10 protein-coding genes are annotated in these 16,556 nt (G+C 60.4%); 3 read left to right on the plus strand and 7 right to left on the minus strand.

Annotated features, from left to right (window positions below; translation table 11 throughout):
• Positions 1 to 4: 4 nt before the first annotated feature.
• From FHS83_RS12930 to FHS83_RS12945, 4 genes are read right to left on the minus strand one after another with little or no spacing between them, the layout of a single operon-like run.
• Positions 5 to 718 carry an ROK family protein gene (locus FHS83_RS12930; RefSeq protein WP_167083363.1) on the minus strand — a complete coding sequence of 238 codons (714 nt, stop codon included), beginning with the start codon at positions 716 to 718 and terminating at the stop codon, positions 5 to 7.
• Positions 719 to 760: 42 nt separating this feature from the next.
• Positions 761 to 1,468, minus strand: a complete 708-nt coding sequence (gene pgl / locus FHS83_RS12935; protein WP_167083364.1) for a 6-phosphogluconolactonase — start codon at positions 1,466 to 1,468, stop codon at positions 761 to 763.
• 6 nt (positions 1,469 to 1,474) lie between these two features.
• The gene (gnd, locus tag FHS83_RS12940) at positions 1,475 to 2,449 is read right to left on the minus strand and encodes a phosphogluconate dehydrogenase (NAD(+)-dependent, decarboxylating) (RefSeq protein WP_167083365.1); all 975 of its coding nucleotides are present in this window, start codon (positions 2,447 to 2,449) and stop codon (positions 1,475 to 1,477) included.
• An 8-nt stretch (positions 2,450 to 2,457) separates the two neighbouring features.
• A complete protein-coding gene (locus tag FHS83_RS12945) occupies positions 2,458 to 5,265 on the minus strand; it encodes a bifunctional transaldolase/phosoglucose isomerase (RefSeq protein ID WP_167083366.1) in 2,808 nt (935 codons plus the stop codon).
• A 124-nt stretch (positions 5,266 to 5,389) separates the two neighbouring features.
• Here FHS83_RS12945 and FHS83_RS12950 point away from each other — a divergent pair, with 124 nt between their 5' ends.
• Together FHS83_RS12950 and FHS83_RS12955 are read left to right on the plus strand one after the other, a co-directional pair.
• Positions 5,390 to 6,238 carry a fumarylacetoacetate hydrolase family protein gene (locus FHS83_RS12950; RefSeq protein ID WP_167083367.1) on the plus strand — a complete coding sequence of 283 codons (849 nt, stop codon included), beginning with the start codon at positions 5,390 to 5,392 and terminating at the stop codon, positions 6,236 to 6,238.
• 165 nt (positions 6,239 to 6,403) lie between these two features.
• Positions 6,404 to 8,275, plus strand: coding sequence for a methyl-accepting chemotaxis protein (locus tag FHS83_RS12955; RefSeq protein ID WP_167083368.1), 1,872 nt, complete (start codon positions 6,404 to 6,406; stop codon positions 8,273 to 8,275).
• 154 nt (positions 8,276 to 8,429) lie between these two features.
• On the opposite strand, the gene FHS83_RS12960 is transcribed toward FHS83_RS12955, so the two are convergent.
• Positions 8,430 to 9,362, minus strand: coding sequence for a restriction endonuclease (locus FHS83_RS12960; RefSeq protein WP_167083369.1), 933 nt, complete (start codon positions 9,360 to 9,362; stop codon positions 8,430 to 8,432).
• A 480-nt stretch (positions 9,363 to 9,842) separates the two neighbouring features.
• Between FHS83_RS12960 and sppA the strand changes: the two genes are divergently transcribed.
• A complete protein-coding gene (sppA, locus tag FHS83_RS12965) occupies positions 9,843 to 11,615 on the plus strand; it encodes a signal peptide peptidase SppA (RefSeq protein WP_167083370.1) in 1,773 nt (590 codons plus the stop codon).
• A 39-nt stretch (positions 11,616 to 11,654) separates the two neighbouring features.
• Here the strand turns inward: sppA and FHS83_RS12970 are convergent, their stop codons facing one another.
• A complete protein-coding gene (locus tag FHS83_RS12970; protein ID WP_167083371.1) occupies positions 11,655 to 13,091 on the minus strand; it encodes a sulfotransferase in 1,437 nt (478 codons plus the stop codon).
• Positions 13,092 to 13,193: 102 nt separating this feature from the next.
• Positions 13,194 to 16,127 carry a TonB-dependent receptor domain-containing protein gene (locus tag FHS83_RS12975; protein ID WP_167083372.1) on the minus strand — a complete coding sequence of 978 codons (2,934 nt, stop codon included), beginning with the start codon at positions 16,125 to 16,127 and terminating at the stop codon, positions 13,194 to 13,196.
• Between the last annotated feature and the right edge of the window lie 429 nt (positions 16,128 to 16,556).

A 16,556-nucleotide genomic window follows, 5' to 3' on the forward strand; every position in this document is an offset into this window, starting at 1 on the left:
GCGCTTACTTCCACACCTTCTGCTTCCACAGCCCAGCGCCGCCTTTGATGCCGGAGATGTTGGGCACGATACGTGCGGTCTTGGGCAGGTCGATGGTGAGGTGCTTGGCATTGCCGCCGGAAATATAAAGCCGGTCGTAATGGACGAGGGTGAACACGAAGGGCAGCACCTCTTCGACGCGCTTGTTCCAATCCTTGTTGCCAATCTTCTTGCGTTCCTTGTCGCCGATATATTCGTCGAAGGTCTTGGATTTATGCGCCAGCATATGGGCGACTTCCAGATGCGGCATCAGCTCGCCATCGCGGAAAAGGGCTGATCCGAAACCGGTGCCCAGCGTCACCACCATTTCAAGGCCGACGCCCTTCACCACCGCGAAGCCCTGCATGTCGGCATCGTTGATCAGCCGCACGGGAATGCCGCCCAGCGCCTTGGAAAGTTTGCCCGCAAGATCGAAGCCCGCAAAATCCTCGGTGCCGAGATTAGGTGCGGTGATCACCTTGCCGCCGCGCACCACGCCAGGGAACCCGACCGAAGAGCGGGCATAGCCTTTCAGCGGCGCGACCAGTTCCTTCAGGGTCTTTACCAGCAGCGCGGGCGGGCAGGGATGAGGCGTCAGCACCCGCACATGTTCGCCGATCAGATTGCCTTTGGGGTCGAGCAGGGCCGCTTTCAGCCCTGTCCCGCCAATGTCGAAAGACAGAATCCGACCTGCCGCCATGCCAGCCCCCCCGCAACTCTTCTGTGCCTGAGTCTATAACGCTCAGAGTAGCGAAGCGGCCTTCTGGTCCAACAGCCAGACGACATCGCCCACAGGTTTCAGCCGTCCGCCGGGCAAATCGTGATCGCCCGCGCGCACCCGCCGCACGGCTTCGGCTTTATCGCTGCCCGTCACGAGGAACGCCGTGATACGCGAGGACTCGACGCAAGGGTAGGTGAGGGTGAGGCGCACTTCGGGGCGCCCCGTCGGCACTGCCGCAACCCATTTGGTCTTTTCGTCCAGAACCGGGTTGTTCGGGAAGAGCGAGCAGATATGCCCGTCGCTGCCAAGCCCGATCAGCACCAGATCGAACAGCGGCCGCGCCGGATCGAGGGTCTCTGCGCCGTAATCATCCTTGAGTTCGGCTTCATAAAGCGCGGCAGCATCATCGGCATGGCCGCCCACCGGCATGGGCCGGATCTGCTCCGGCTTCACGCTGATATGGGAGAGGAGGGTCTCCTGCGCCATGCGGTAATTGCTGTCGGGATGGTCGTGCGGCACGAAGCGCTCGTCGATCCAATAAAACACCACCTTGGACCAATCGATCCGGCGCAGCGACAGCTCACCAAAGAGCAGCCGCGGCGTCGATCCGCCCGAAAGCGCGATGCGGAAGGTGCCCTCATGGGCGGCGATCAGCCCTGCGATCCAGTCGGCAGCGGCCAGCGCCGTGTCCTGCGGATCGGCGAAGATTTCAGTACGCGGCGCCATCATCACCCCTTACTTCGGCTCGACATGGCCGCCGAACTTGGCGCGCATGGCCGAGAGCAGGCGATTGGCAAAGCTGCCCGGGCGGCGCGAGGAGAAGCGCGCGTAGAGCGAAGCCGAAAGCACATGCGCGGGCACGGCTTCTTCGATGGCGGCTTCCACGGTCCAGCGGCCTTCGCCGGAATCCGAAACAATGCCGGTGAAATTGTCGAGGGCGGGCTTTTCGGCCAACGCCTGCGAGGTGAGATCGAGTAGCCAGGAGCTCACCACACTGCCGCGGCGCCATACTTCGGCGATATCGGGCAGGTCGAGGGTGAAGCGCTCGGCTTCCGGCAGGTCTTCATTGGCGCGGCCCTGCATGATTTCGAAGCCTTCCGCGAAGGCCTGCATCATGCCGTACTCGATGCCGTTATGGACCATCTTGACGAAATGGCCCGAGCCCGCGGGCCCGCAATGCATATAGCCTTGCTCCACGCGCGGATCGCGGCTTTCGCGGTTCGGGGTCTTGTCGATGCTGCCTACACCCGGAGCAAGCGTGGCGAAAATCGGATCGAGACGATCCACGGCGCCCTTATCGCCGCCGATCATCATGCAATAGCCGCGGTCGAGGCCCCACACCCCGCCAGAGGTGCCGACATCGATATAAGTGAGGGATTTTTCGCGTAAAGCGGCGGCGCGGCGAACGTCGTCCTTGTAATAGGTGTTGCCGCCGTCGATCACCGTGTCTCCGGCAGACAGAAGTCCGGAGAGCACGGCGATGCAGTCTTCGGTGATCTTGCCGGCTGGCAGCATCACCCAAACCGCGCGCGGGGCCTTCAATTTCGCCACCAGATCCTCGAGAGAACCGGCGGGCATGGCCCCTTCGCGCGACAGTGCCTGAACGGCGTCCTTACTGACGTCGTAGGCGACGATCTCGTGACCGCCTCGCATGAGCCTCCGGGCAATATTGGCACCCATCCGGCCCAGTCCGACGATCGCGATTTGCATGGCAACTCCTACTTCAATGCGGCTTCCACAGCGCGGGCGAGGGTCTTCAGACCTTCATCCACGGTGTCCAGATGGACACGAATAGCCCGGCGCCCGCGTTCCGTCAGAACGGCCAGATCGCCTGCGGCTTGCGCATCGATCACCGCCCCGAAGGTGTACCCGCGGCCCGGAACCGCGACATCGTGTACATGCTTGCAGGTAACTTGCAAGAAAACACCGCTGGCCGGTCCACCTTTATAGCCTTGACCGGTGGAGTGCAGGAAGCGCGGGCCAAAGCCCAGGCCAACCGCCGCGCCGGTCTTGTCACGCAGGGCCGCCCGCATGGCGTCGAAATCCGCCGTATGGGCCGCGTTACGCTCGATAAAGGCGACGAGGGCGATGTAATCGCCAGCGCCGACCCGCTTGAAGTGCGCCGCAAGGCAATCTTCCAGGGTTTCAGCCCCGGCGAGCGCCTTGGCATTGGCCGGATCGGCATAGACGGAGATACCGTTACGGGCAAAGACCGGCTTTTCCGAATCCTTGGCGCCGCCAGCTTCCATCAACGCACGCGCCTTGACCTTGGCAGCTTCCACGTCGGGTTGATCGAACGGGTTGATGCCGAGGAAGGAGCCTGCAACCGCGGTGGCGATTTCGAAGATGTAGAAGAGGCGCGCGAGCTGATAGGGCCCGTCAACCTCAACTTCGATCACCGGATGGCCAAGCGGCTTCAGCGCGCCGACGAGGTTGTCATGCGCTTCTTCTCCCTTCAGCTTCAGCACCACGAAAACGCGGTCTTCGCCGTAAGCCGAAGCGGAGCCGACCGGCTCGCCGTCGAACGGAATGATGCCCTTGCCGAGCTTGCCGGTGGATTCAGCAACGAGCTGTTCCAGCCAGGCGCCGAAGCTCGAAAGCCCCTTGGAGGCCAGAACCGTCAGCTTGTCACGACCGCGCAGGGCCAGCGTGCCAAGCGCGATACCGATCTGCGCGCCCGGATTGGTCGGGGGCGGGGAGAGCGGGCCGCAAGCAGCTTCGGCGGCGAGGGCTTCCTTGATGAAGGCGTCGATATTCACGCCCATCGCGGCGGCAGCGACCAGACCGAAGTTGGAGAGCACCGAATAGCGCCCGCCGATGGACTTTTCGCCCGGGAAGATGGCCGAGAAGCCTTCCGCCGTCGCGTCCTTCTCGAGCGAGGAGCCCGGGTCGGTGATGGCGACGAAATGCGAAGCGGCCTTGTTCTTGCCGACGGCCTGCGCCACGCGATCGAAGTAGTAGTCCTTGAACAGGTTCGGTTCGAGGGTCGAGCCGGACTTGGAGGCGACGATGAACAAGGTGGTGGCGATGGCGATGTTCTTGTCGAGGGTCTGCACTTCATCCGGATCGGTGGAGTCGAGGATGTGGAACTTGGTCCCCGGCACCAGCACTTCGCGCAGCACTTCGGCGCCGAGGCTCGAGCCGCCCATGCCGAGCAGCACGACATCGCTCCACGAACCGGCCTTCACCTTGGCCTGGAAGGCTTCGAGCGAGGCCTGATGGCCCTTCGCCTTGGTGGGGGCATCGAGCCAGCCGAGCCACTTATCTTCATCGGCGCGGGCCCAGATGGTGGTGTCCTTGGCCCAGACTTTGCGAATGTTGCCCGCCTTGGTCCAGGCCTTCTGCGCCGCCGTCACGGCTTCTTCATTGCCCGCGAGGCTCCAGGAGATGCGCAGCTTCTTGCCGGTGATCTCATCGCACTTGCCGGCGATGGCACCGAAGAGATTGTCGGCGGCAACCGCGAAGAGTTCCACGCCTTCTTCCACCAGCTTGGTGGTGATGGCGTCGAGGTCGATACCGAGGCCGGGCAGGGCCGCGAGCACCGCATGCGCGCCTTCGACATCAGCCTTGATGGTATCGGCGGCAGGCTTGCCGTGATCGCGGAAGGCTTCCACGGTCGCGGGCGGCATGGTGTTCACGGTGTTGTCGCCGATCAGCGTGTCGACATAGAGCGTATCGGGATAGGCCTTGCTCTTCACGCCGGTGGAGGCCCAGAGCAGGCGTTGCGGACGCGCGCCGCGCTTGGCGAGCGCTTCCCAGCGCGGGCCGGAGAAGATTTCTTCGTAAGCGACATAAGCGAGCTTGGCATTGGCGATGGCGGTCTTACCGGCCAGGGCTTCGATGCGGGCTTTCTCGTCGCCGGTGGCTTCCGCCGCCTTCTTGGCGAGGAGAGCGTCGATCTTGGCGTCGATGCGGGAAACGAAGAAGCTCGCCACGCTCGACACGGTCGACAGATCGTAATCCTTCGGCAGGCCTTCCAGGCCCGCGATATAGGCCAGCGCGACCTTCTTATACATCTCCTGCGAGAAGAGCAGGGTGACGTTGATGTTGATGCCTTCCGACAGGAGCGTCTGGATCGCCGGAATGCCCTCATGCGTCGCAGGCACCTTGATCATCGCGTTTTCGCGGCCGATCTCTTTCCAGAGATGGCGGGCTTCGACCAGGGTCGCTTCGGTGTCGAGTGCAAGATAGGGATTGCACTCCATCGAGACGAAGCCGTCGGCCTTCTTGGTGGCGTCATAGACCGGGCGGAGCACGTCGCAGGCCGCCTTGATGTCGGTGATGGCGAGGCTGTTGAAGATCAGGCCGATCTCGGCTTTGCCCGCATCCAGGAGCGATCGGATCTCATCATCATACTCATTGGTATGGCCCATCGATTTTTCGAAAATCGCCGGGTTGGAGGTCACCCCCTTGATGCCTTCTTCCTGCACCAGCCGGGCGAGATCGCCGCTGCGCACCAGCCCGCGGCCGAGGTTGTCGAGCCAAGGGGCCTGTCCGAATTTTTCAAGTTCTTTTAGGGGGTTCATAGGGTCGCTCCGCAACGGAAAACACTGGACGCAGAACGGAATATCCTGCGTGGCTGTAATCGGATAGTCGTCTAACGCTGTCTTATATGCGCATCAAGGCAGCGAAATGAAAGGTCTGACAAGAATGAAGCTGGTGACTTTTGCTACCGGTGGACAAGCGGCGATAGGCCGCGTGGAAGAGGGCGGAATCCTGCCCCTGCCGTTCGGTTTCGGCAGCATGATTGATCTGATAAATCACTGGCCGGAGCGAGAAGCGCAGGTCCGTAACGTCACCCAGACGACAGCGTTGGAAAAGTTGCCCCTGAAAGAGGCGATTTTGCTGCCGCCGATTCCCCGTCCCGGTAAAATCCTCGCCATCGGTCTCAACTATGCCGATCACATCCGCGAGATGGGCGGCGAAATCCCTGAGCGCCAGGTTTGGTTTTGCAAGCAGCCGACTGCGGCGAACGGTCCATTTCAGCCCATTATACTGCCCAAGGTTGCACGCGAGGTCGATTATGAAGCCGAGCTTGTGGCTGTAATCGGCAAGGGCGGGCGCCATATTTCCCGTGAAGAGGCTCCCAACCACGTTTTCGGATATTGCGTCGGCAATGATGTCAGCGTGCGCGACTGGCAGATGGCGACCAGCCAGTGGATGCTGGGCAAGTCCTTTGACACCCACGCCCCCTTCGGCCCCTGGATCACCACCGCGGACGAAATCGGCGATCCCCATGGTCTTGGCGTGCGCGCCTTCGTCAATGGCGAGCTGCGCCAGGATTCGGATACCTCTAACCTTGTCTTCGATCTTTGGGAACAGATCGCGCTGGTCAGCCAGGTGATGACGCTCGAACCCGGCGACCTCATCTTCACCGGCACGCCCGGCGGGGTCGGCATGGGCTTCAAGCCACCGCGATATCTGGGCGATGGCGATATTGTCCGTATAGAGATCGACCGCCTTGGCACCATCGAGGCGGTGTGCGAGCGGGAAGAGTAAGGGAAAACCCTTTTTTGGATTTATCCTTGTAAACGCTCCGGCGCGGCGCCAAGGCGGTGCAATTCCCACATCGCGAGCATGCGGCCGAACATAGAATAACGATATGTAAAATCTATTCGGGCAGGCTTACGGCTGGCCTGCCTGACGCGGCCACCGGAGCACTCCATGGCCATCAAAGATCTGCCCGTTTCCCGCAAAGTAATTGGTGCTTTTGCGATTGTTTTGCTTACCACCATTGGCTTGGGGCTGCTCGCGCTGAACGGGCTGTCGCGGCTGGATGGCGATGCCAATGACCTCAGCACCAGTAAAATGCCGGCCATCGAGGTGCTCGGCACCTTCTCGATGAAGATCACCCATTATCGTGCCTTTCAGGCCTCGATGTTGATGGTGGACGATGCCCAGCGCGTGACCGACACGAAAATCCGCATGCGGGTGGTGAAGGACGCGGAAGAGGCGTGGAAGAGCTACGACGCCCTGGTTCAGACCGCCGAGGAGCGCAAGCTTGCCGATGATGTCCGGCAGAAATGGGATGCCTATCTGCCGCTGGAAGAGCACGAATTGGCGTTGCTCAAGAATGAAGGCATGGAGGCCGCCGCCCATTACTACACGCATGAAATGCGCACGGCTTTTTCGGCGTTGAAAGCGGCCGTCGATAAGACCGTCGCCTTCAAGCATCAGGCAGGTTTGGCCGCAGGCAAACAGGCGCATGCCACTTATCAAGAGGGACGGATTTGGATTTTCGCAGCGCTGATCTTTGCTGCAGGGCTGGCGTCTTTGGCCGGATATTTCCTGGTCCGCGGAGTCTCGAAGCCACTCCAGCGTATGACAGACGCGATGGGCGAATTGGCCCGCGGAAATCTCAACGTCGAGGTGCCTTGCGCCGATCAGCTGGATGAAATTGGCCAGCTTGCCGGGGCGATGTCCTCGTTCAAAAATCAGATTCAAGCTGCCGAGGAAGCCAAGGCCGAGCAGACCGAAGTGATCGTCACCTCCATCGGGACGGGTTTGAACAGCCTTGCGCAGGGCGATCTTACCCATCGCATTTCCGCCGAATTAAGCGGCCCCTTTGCCAAGCTGAAGGCCGATTTCAATGCCGCGTTGGAGCGGTTGCAGGACACGGTCGGCCATGTCACGGCGTCCTCCAATGAGATCGCCAAAAGCGCCGAGGAAATCGCGCTTTCTGCCGATGATCTTTCGCGCCGCACCGAGCATCAGGCTGCGGGCTTGGAGGAAACCGCTGCGGCCCTCGAACAGATCACGGCCACGGTTGGGCAGACCGCGCTGAACGCCAAAACCGCGACCAAGAGCGCGGCCGATGCCATGATTGCGGCTGAGGATGGCGGGCGCGTTGTCGGAACGGCCATCAGCGCCATGGACGCCATCGCGCAGTCCTCCAAGCAGATCACCGATATCATCGGTGTGATCGATGAGATCGCCTTCCAAACCAATCTTCTGGCGTTGAATGCGGGTGTCGAAGCGGCGCGCGCGGGCGATGCGGGCAGGGGCTTTGCCGTGGTCGCCAGTGAGGTTCGTGCGCTGGCGCAACGATCGGGGCAGGCCGCCAAAGAGATTAAGACGCTGATCCAGACCTCTGGTTCGCATGTGGAAAGCGGCGTCAAGCTGGTGGGCGAATCCGGCTCGGCGCTGCAGCGCATTGTCGAACAGGTGCAGCAGATCAATTCGCTGGTCGGCGAAATCGCCAAAGCCGCGGCCCAGCAGTCCCAAGGTGTTGAGGAAGTGAATAAGGCGGTGTCGCAGATGGATCAGACGGTGCAGCAGAACGCCGCCATGGTCGATGAAAGCACCGCCGCCTCGCGCAATCTCGCAGCCGAGACGGAACGCCTGCGCAACTTCGTGGGCTTTTTCTCGACCGGCGGGGAGGGCCTCAGTTCGGCTCCGCTGCGTAGCCCCGCTAAACCCGCCGCGAAACCCGCTGCGAAGCCCCGCGTCGCTGCGCAAGTTCGCCCCGCCAAACGCACCGTCAACGCGCCCGCGGCACCTGCGGCCTCAACCGATGACGGCTGGTCGGAGTTTTAAGCGTTGTCCCCTCTCCCCCATTGTGGGAGAGGGCGCAAAATCTTGTACTTAGCCAAGCACGAATGGCCTCAGAACGGATCCGGGTGCGAGGCTAAGTGCTAGATTTTGCGGGTGAGGGGAACGCCGCGGCACGAAGGCTGCCGATCTTGCCTTATCAGTCCTCATCGACGAAGAAATCTTCGTCTATTCTCTTGAACTCAATCTTCCGATTGATGCGAACGCCGACATTATGCTCGATCATAAGGTCTGCGAGGGTAGTGCCGTCTATCAGTATCACGCGCTGCGTCAAATGCTTCGCATAGTCCCGCGCCTGAGTGCTGAATGAGGACGTAGTTACGAAGACGCCTTTGGTTGCGCCAAAGCCTACCAAGCTACCAACGAAGGCCTGAACGTCCGGACGGCCAACCGTAGAACCGGCGGCGTATCTTTTCGCTTGGATGTACACGCGGTCGAGCCCAAGCCGATCCTCATTGACCACGCCATCAACGCCGCCATCGCCTGTTCGGCCCAATTGCTGGGCTGCGTCCTTGTGCGATCCGCCATATCCCATCGCAACCAGAAGATCGACAATCGTCTGTTCGAAAAATGCCGGACTATTTCGTGATATCCGGTCAAGCAGCTCGGCGCGCAGAGCAAGCGTGAGCTTCTTATGGGCTGTATCGATTTCTTCCTCCGGCGTCTGCGCGCTATCGGTGTTGCTGGTAATTTCTTGCGCATTTGACGACGGTTCGGCCGCAGTTGCCGTGTCTGGACGGTAAAACTCTTTAAAAGAGGGGATTTCCAGTAAAAGCCTGAGATCGATTTTGTCTATGCCGCGCCGGAGGAGCTCTTTACCGGCCTCTGTGGCAATGAAACGTCCGCGGCGCGGAATGCTCATCAATCCGGCTTTGGAGAGGTAGAACTTGGCCCAATGCAGCCGGTTGTGAAAAACGCGCTGTTTGCCACTGGGCAGGAGTTCGTTGCGATCGTCTTCAGAAAGGCGGAACTGGTCCGCAATCTCGCTCTCCACGTCCGAAACGCTTTTTTCCGCTTCCGACGACAACCGGAGAATGGGTAACATCAGTGTCTGATAATCGGGGATAGGCATTTGCTGATCCTGAAGCGCGATCTGGGACTCTGGAGCGTGCAGACGTACCCTGCAATGGCATTCTGTCCATGCGCCATTCTGGCCCCCTTGAACCACGACCACTCCAACCCCATCTCAGGGAGTTGGTCTTGGGAGGTCGGGAAAAGTTCTTGTTCTGCCGTCGAATGTGGAAGGGCCCCCCACCCGAAACACACAGAACAATTATATTGCTACAGCCGAGCCCATTTAGGCTGAAGTCCAAGGCCGTCCAGGGTGGCTTCGAAGTAGAGTGTTTTCTTATTTAGAACAGTATCTTACGCGGAAAATCCCGGGTTTGTTTTCACGTTTTTGAATCTGGCTTGAAGAGCTCTATCGGCCGCCCGTGAATAATCTTTCGCTGATGCGGCTCAGACACGTCGCGAACGGCGTTTTCGTTACTATATTGCTGTTTATAGTCGGGGGATGAGGCTGCTTCGGCCGCCGGGAAAAAAGGACATATACATGGTCGCCTTCTTGCGCTGGGCCGGTTCGATTGTGGCTGGCACCTTAAATGGCCTCATCAAGTTCACCTTAGCCATATTGCTGATCCTGATTGTGATCAGCCTTTTCGCCATGGCCCGAGGCGACAAGATGCCGGGCTCCATGGTGCTCTCCATCGACCTGCGCAAGGACGTCGCGGATTCCCGACCCGGAAAATATTCATTTGGCGCTCGCGCCCCCACGGTGCTCGACATCGTCCTGGGCCTGGATGCCGCCGAGCGTGATCCGCGGGTGAAGGGCGTCTTCCTGCGCCTTGGCACTGGCGCGCTCTCGGTCGCAGAAGCCGAGGAGATCGGGGCGGCGCTGAAGCGCTTCCGCGCCTCCGGCAAGTTCGTCATCGCCCATGCCCAAGGTTTTGATGGCGCGGGCCTTGGCGATTATGTCACGGCGACTGCGGCGGACCAGATATGGATGCAGCCCAAATCGAGCTTCGCCGCGGCGGGTGTCGGCGGTGGCGAGTTCTTTGTGCGTGGCCTGCTCGACAAGATCAAAGCCGAGCCGCAGATCGCCAAGCGTTCTGAATATAAGAGCGCCGCGGACATGTTCATGGAAAGCTCCATGACCAAGGAGGACCGCGAGCAGCTCCAGGAGCTGATGAAATCCACCTACGACGCGGCTGTGAACACCGCCGCCGCCGATCGCAAGATTTCGCGTGCGGCGATGGTGGCGGCCCTCGATGCCAGCCCGCAATTCACCGAAGACGCCAAGGCCAAGAAGCTGATCGACCAGATCGGGTTCGACGATGACGCACTTGGCGCCGCGCTGAACAAGGCGGGCGGGGATGCGCAGGCTATTACCCTGTCGCAATTCCTCGGCGCCAAGGTCGCTTCGGCCTATGGCAGCGGACCCCATATCGCTCTGGTGCAGGCCTCGGGCGAGATCGTGGAAGGCTCCACGGGCGGCGGGCCCTTCGACAACAGCTCGGTGATCGCGGGCGATGACATGGCCCATGCCATCCGCGAGGCGACGGCCGACAAAGATGTGAAAGCCATTATCCTGCGCGTCGACTCCCCTGGCGGCTCCGTGGCGGCCTCGGACCAGATTTTGGATGCTGTGAAGAAGGCGCAGGCTGCGGGCAAACCCGTGGTGGTGTCGATGGGCGGCGTGGCGGCGTCGGGCGGCTATTACATCTCGCTTTCCGCCAACAAGATTGTGGCCCATCCGGCCACGATCACCGGCTCCATCGGTGTGCTCACGGGCAAGGTGTCGATCGGCAACACGCTTGGCCTTGTCGGGGTCAAGGGTGAACTCGTCGGTGTCGGCAAGAATGCGCTGATGAATTCGGACCTCGCGCCCTATACGCCCGAGCAGTGGGCGGCGCTGAATGCCGAAGCTGATGGCATCTATGCAGACTTCACCAAGAAGGTGGCCGAGGGCCGCAAGCTGCCGCTCGCCAAGGTGCAGGAAGTTGCCCGTGGCCGGGTCTGGACGGGCGCCGACGCCAAGGAGCGTGGCCTCGTCGATAAGCTTGGCGGCTTCTGGGATGCGGCGGATGTTGCCAAGCGCCTTGCGGGCGTCCCGGCGGGCGATCGCGTGCGCTTCAAGCTCTATCCACGTCAGAAGGGCTTCCTGGAGACGGTGAGTGATTGGCTAAATGGTGATGATGACGAAGTGCAGGCCATCGAGAATTTCAAGACTCTGATGACCTCGCCGGTGATCAGCCACACCGCGCATGCGGTGCGTCAGGCGCCGCGCGCTGGCATTGAGCTGCGCGCGGCCAACCTGCCGGAGTAAAGTGTTGAAGCTGGCCGGGTGATAACGCCCGGCCAGATGCTATTTTTGAAGTCCTGCCTTCAGGGCGCCGATGTGCTTTTCATAGGCCCGCCAGCGCCCTGAGGATTTCTGGTAAAGCGGCTCGCGCACCTGCCAGACGCTCGCGGTTTTGACGCTGGTCTCGGCCTCATGAAAGCTGAGGCAGCCCTCGTGCCAGTCAAGGCCAAGGAAAGCGAGTAAGGCTTCAAGATGGGGCCGGGGCTCGCGAACAAAACCGTCGTAATCGAAATCCAATACATCATCTGTATACAGACTTTTCCAATGCGCCATCAGCCGCTGGTATTGGCGGATATAATGGGAGATGTCGGAAAGATCGCGGCTATAATCCTCGCCTAAATGCTGGAAATAGACCGAGATCGCGGTGTCAAAGAGATTGCGCTTGGTGTGCACGATCTTGGCATCCGGGAACATCGCCTTGATCAGTCCGATGTAGAGGAAGTTGTCGGGCCGCTTGTCGGTGATCTGCAGCGCAGGGGGAAATAGCGCCGCGGTCTGGGCGCGATACTCTTCGGCATATTGCGCCAGCATCGCCGGGCTCTGCGTGGCCATGCTCTCTGGAAAGGGGGCGAGCTTGCCTTGAACGAGGGCCGGGATAAGGTTCAGCTCGCCGCCAGCGGTCAGGCGCGGATGCGCCGCCAGCACTTGCTCAGCCAGTGTAGAGCCGGAGCGATACATGCCGCAGATGAAGATGGGCGCAGGCGCGCCCGTTTTCTCCACGGGGTTTGTGAAGGCGGCGATGATCTTGCTGATGAGCTTCTCATGCGCGGCGCGGTTATAGCGCTGCTGTGGCGGCGTCATCTCGCGGGCGGCGCGATTGGCCTTGGCATAGGCTTGAAAGGCTTCGTCGTAATTCCCACATTGATCAAGCAGGCGCCCAAGGGCGAAGCCGAGGTCGGAGCGGTCCTCCACCGTCAGGGTAGGGCGCGCCAAAGTGGATTTCAGCCGCTGGATCAGCGGGTCTTGAGCGTCGGACGTTTTGCTCACACCTGCGAGCCGCGCCAGGGCCAGGGCATTATTGGGTTCGATGGCGAGCGCATCGCCATAAAGCCTTCGTGCTTCGTCGCGCTTGCCCTGGTCTTCTTTGAGATTGGCAAGGTTGAGGAGCGCTGGCGTGTAGCGCGGATTGATCAGAAGGGCCGCGGTATAGGCGCTTTCGGCCTCGTCATCGCGCCGCAGATCATCGGCGAAGATCACGCCGCGATTAAGATGGATTTCTTCCGGCTTTGATGCGCCGCGTTTCAGGGCTTCATCGTAGGCGGAGAGTGCCGCCAAGGACTCGCCAAGCGTGCGCTTCATGCGGGCAAGATTGTACCAGCCATCCGCGATCTCGGGCCAAGCGGCGAGGAGCACTTCATAAGCCGCAGTGGCTTCGCTAACGCGGCCAGCCTGTTCGAGGCGCAAGGCAGCGTCCAACATCGCATGTGGCGAAGCAATCACGCGAAACTCCTCGATGGATGCCTAGGCTGCTTAGCGCGCGAGGGCGCAAAAGAAAAGCGGCGGGCTTGTGGCCCGCCGCCGTATTCAGAAAACCATCCGGCCTTACATGTTGACCGTGAGGGACGCGAAGAGATAGCGGCCCATGGAGTCGTAAACCTGCGGGTAGGTATTGCCGTTGCCATCGGTGCCGACAACGCTCGACAGCGGCGGGTCGTTGTCGAAGAGGTTGTTGACGCCAACGCGCAGGGTCGTACCGGTAAACACTGGAGCTGCAGCCGACAGATCGAAGTAGCTGCGCGACGGCCAGCGATAGTCGATCGCCGTGGTCTTGGCGCCGAGCTGCTTGACGCCGCCGTAGAAGCGCCAGCTTGCCGAGACCGAAAGGTCATACCACGGAGCGTCCCAGGTGGTGCGCAGAACATGGCGCCAGGCCGGGTTCGGCGTACCGCAACGATCGCCATACATGCCAGCGCAGACGTTGTTGAAGCCCAGGCCAGTGTCCGTTGTCAGCTTGTTCATCCACGTGCCCGTCAGATTGACGGAGGCTGAACCCGCATCACCCACGCCGAGGCCGAGGTCGCCCAGAGCGAACTGATAGCTGGTGTTGAAGTCTATGCCGGAGGTGCGCTTGCCGCCGACGTTGACATTCAGGTCTTCGATATAACCCGTGCCGGTCCAAAGCAGACCGTTCGGATTACGGTGGATCTTGGCGCATTGATCGGCGACACTATATTGGTAGCAAGCCAGAAGGATATCCGCGCCCTTAAAGGCGTCGATATTGTTACGCAGCTTGACGTCGAAGAAGTCGACAGACACCACCAGGCCCGAGACCGCTTGCGGGGTCAGGACAAAGCCGATCGTGAAGGTGTCGGCCTTTTCGGCCTTAAGGGTCGGAACGCCGCCCTGGAACACATTGTACTGACCGGCAGGGCTGTTGAGCGAATCCTTGCCGTACCACGTCGCAGCGCCAGCGCCCGGCGTGCTTTGGCAAGCCGCGAGCGTCGCATAACCGCCTTTGCCGCAAGGATCGACGTCGAATGAGGAGTCGAGGTTCATGCCATTGGCTTTGAACTGCTCGATCACGTTCGGCGCGCGAACCGCGCGTTCATAGCTGCCGCGCAGGCGGAGGTCATCGTTCACCGTCCACTGAAGCTGAGCACCATAGGCGTTGGTGTCGATGCGGTCATAGGACGAGAAGCGATAGGAAAGGTCCGCGGAGAGGGACTTGATGAAGGGCGCATCTTCGACGACGGGGATGCTGGCTTCGAGATAGCCTTCCGCCACATGTGTCGCACCGTTCAGGCCGATGGTCGGACCGCCTTGGCCCGCACCGTCGCCCGTCGCGAAGGACGTGTCGGTGACGGATTCGAGGCTGTCTTGACGGTATTCGGCACCGAACGCCACCTGCACACCGCTCTTGGCCAAGGGGCTGACAAAGCCGTATTTGGTGAGATCCAAGCCAAAGTTGGCCGACAACGAGACCTGCGAGGTGCTGCCGGTCTGGACCAGCGGAATCTGCACGTAATTGAGGGCGTCTTGGGTGACACCGCCGATGGTGAAGATGTTGTACGGCACGCAAGCGGTGTCGGATTTGTCAAGCACCGATGCGCAAGTCGGGTTGCCGGTGGACGGATCCGTCACGACGTTGAGAGCCTTGGTCAGGCGCGACACGGAGAAGTCGTGCAGATAGACCTGCTTGGACTCAACATGGGCATAAGAGCCCGTAATGTCATAGGTGAAGCCATCGCTGATTTCGCCCTTAACACCCATCAATGCGCGGAACGAGGTATTGCGCAGGGTGCTCTGACGACCGCCGCCTTCGACGTTGCGGCGATAAATGTACATCGGAGTGGTGGCGCCGGACGCGATCATCGCAGGCGTACAACCAATCGCGCTGGACTGAGACGCCGAGAGCAGCGGGTTATCGCAGTTGATGGTCGTGGTGTTGCCGAAGTCGCCCGACGGAGCGATCTGGGCAATCGTCGAATAGTCCGTGTAGTTGATCTGAGCGTAGACATCTGCGAACGGAGCGGCTTGATAGTGGCCAAAGAAGCCGGCCGCATAACGCTCGTCAGGGCGCTGATAATAGTTCAGCGGGCCGTAGTTGTATTGGTCGGTGGAGGGATCGTAGTCGCGGAAGGTCCCGGGCTTGGCGCTGTTGAGCGTCAGGTCAAAGTTCGAGAAATCCGTGAAGCGGCCAGGATAGGAAGTGCCGGAGCCGCCGCAAGTCCAATCAGTGCCTTTCTGCTTGGCGACCGTACAAGCCGAGTAGTCATACTTGGATTGCAGGATCGGGTCGTTATGGCGATAGCTGAAGAAGCCCGTGATGTTGCCTTTGCCATTGGCGGAGGAGACACCCAGGACGGCAGAGATTTGGGTGCCCAAGCCTTCCCACACTTGGTCGGACGGCAGCTTGAATTGCGCGGGGTTCGTGGCGGCACGGCCGGTGATCACGTTGCGGATGTTGCCCGGGGCGCTGTTGGAGTTGTCGTGCTCATAGACGCCGGTTTGCGCTTCAACCTGGAAGCCCTCGAAGTCGTGCTTCATGACGAAGTTGACCACGCCCGAGATGGCGTCCGAACCGTAAATGGCCGAGGCGCCGCCCGTCAGCACGTCCACTTTTTCGATCAATTGGCTCGGGATCTGGTTCAAGTCGGCGCAGGAATCCAGCATCGAGCCATAGGGCAGGCGGCGGCCATCGAGCAGCACCAGGGTGCGATCGCAGCCAAGGCCGCGCAGATCCACCGTGGAGATGCCGGTCGCACCGTTGGACACCGTCGCGTTCTGCCCGGCGAAAACCTGCGGCAATTGATTGAGCAGGTCTTCAATCTTGGTCACGCCTTGGACCTGGATGTCCAACGCGGAGGCTTCGAGGACCGGGCTTGCGGACTGCATGTTGGGCGACACGATATGCGAGCCGGTCACCACCACTTGTTCCACCTGATCCGCCGCGTAGCCCGGCGAAAGGGTGAGTGCTGCCGCGGTAGCTGCGCCTAGGAACAGCGCAGAGCGGACGGTGAGATTTCGGTTTGACAATAGAACCCCCTTGTTGGTTCAGCGACTTCGTTTTTTGACGAGCATTTGGTCTGCTCATTTGCTGACCGCTGGCGTTTTTCTAGACGTCTGCTTTGCTCGCATGCCTGCAACGCTAAAAGGAGATATCTCTCTCGTCATTACTCGATGCGTTTTTGCAATGATTTAGCTACCTGCCTGTTGCGTGAATGCTGCACAAAATGGAAGCAAGAATACATTATTGCTATTTTTTGTGTGAAATAGGAAATAAGTTACGGCATGTAGACACACGGGATATTTAAATATCTGATATCCATAAATTAGCCTTCTCCATTAAAAACAATAAGTTGGGTGCCTAAGAAATACTCACTTCAACTGCTAACCCCTGGGTTGTGGTCGTGTGGGGTGGTTTTGGGAATCCAGAGATTTGCTATGTCGGCGCTGCGGGATGCG

Origin of the sequence: Rhizomicrobium palustre, assembly GCF_011761565.1 — a bacterium.
GTDB classification, from domain to species: Bacteria; Pseudomonadota; Alphaproteobacteria; order Micropepsales; family Micropepsaceae; genus Rhizomicrobium; species Rhizomicrobium palustre.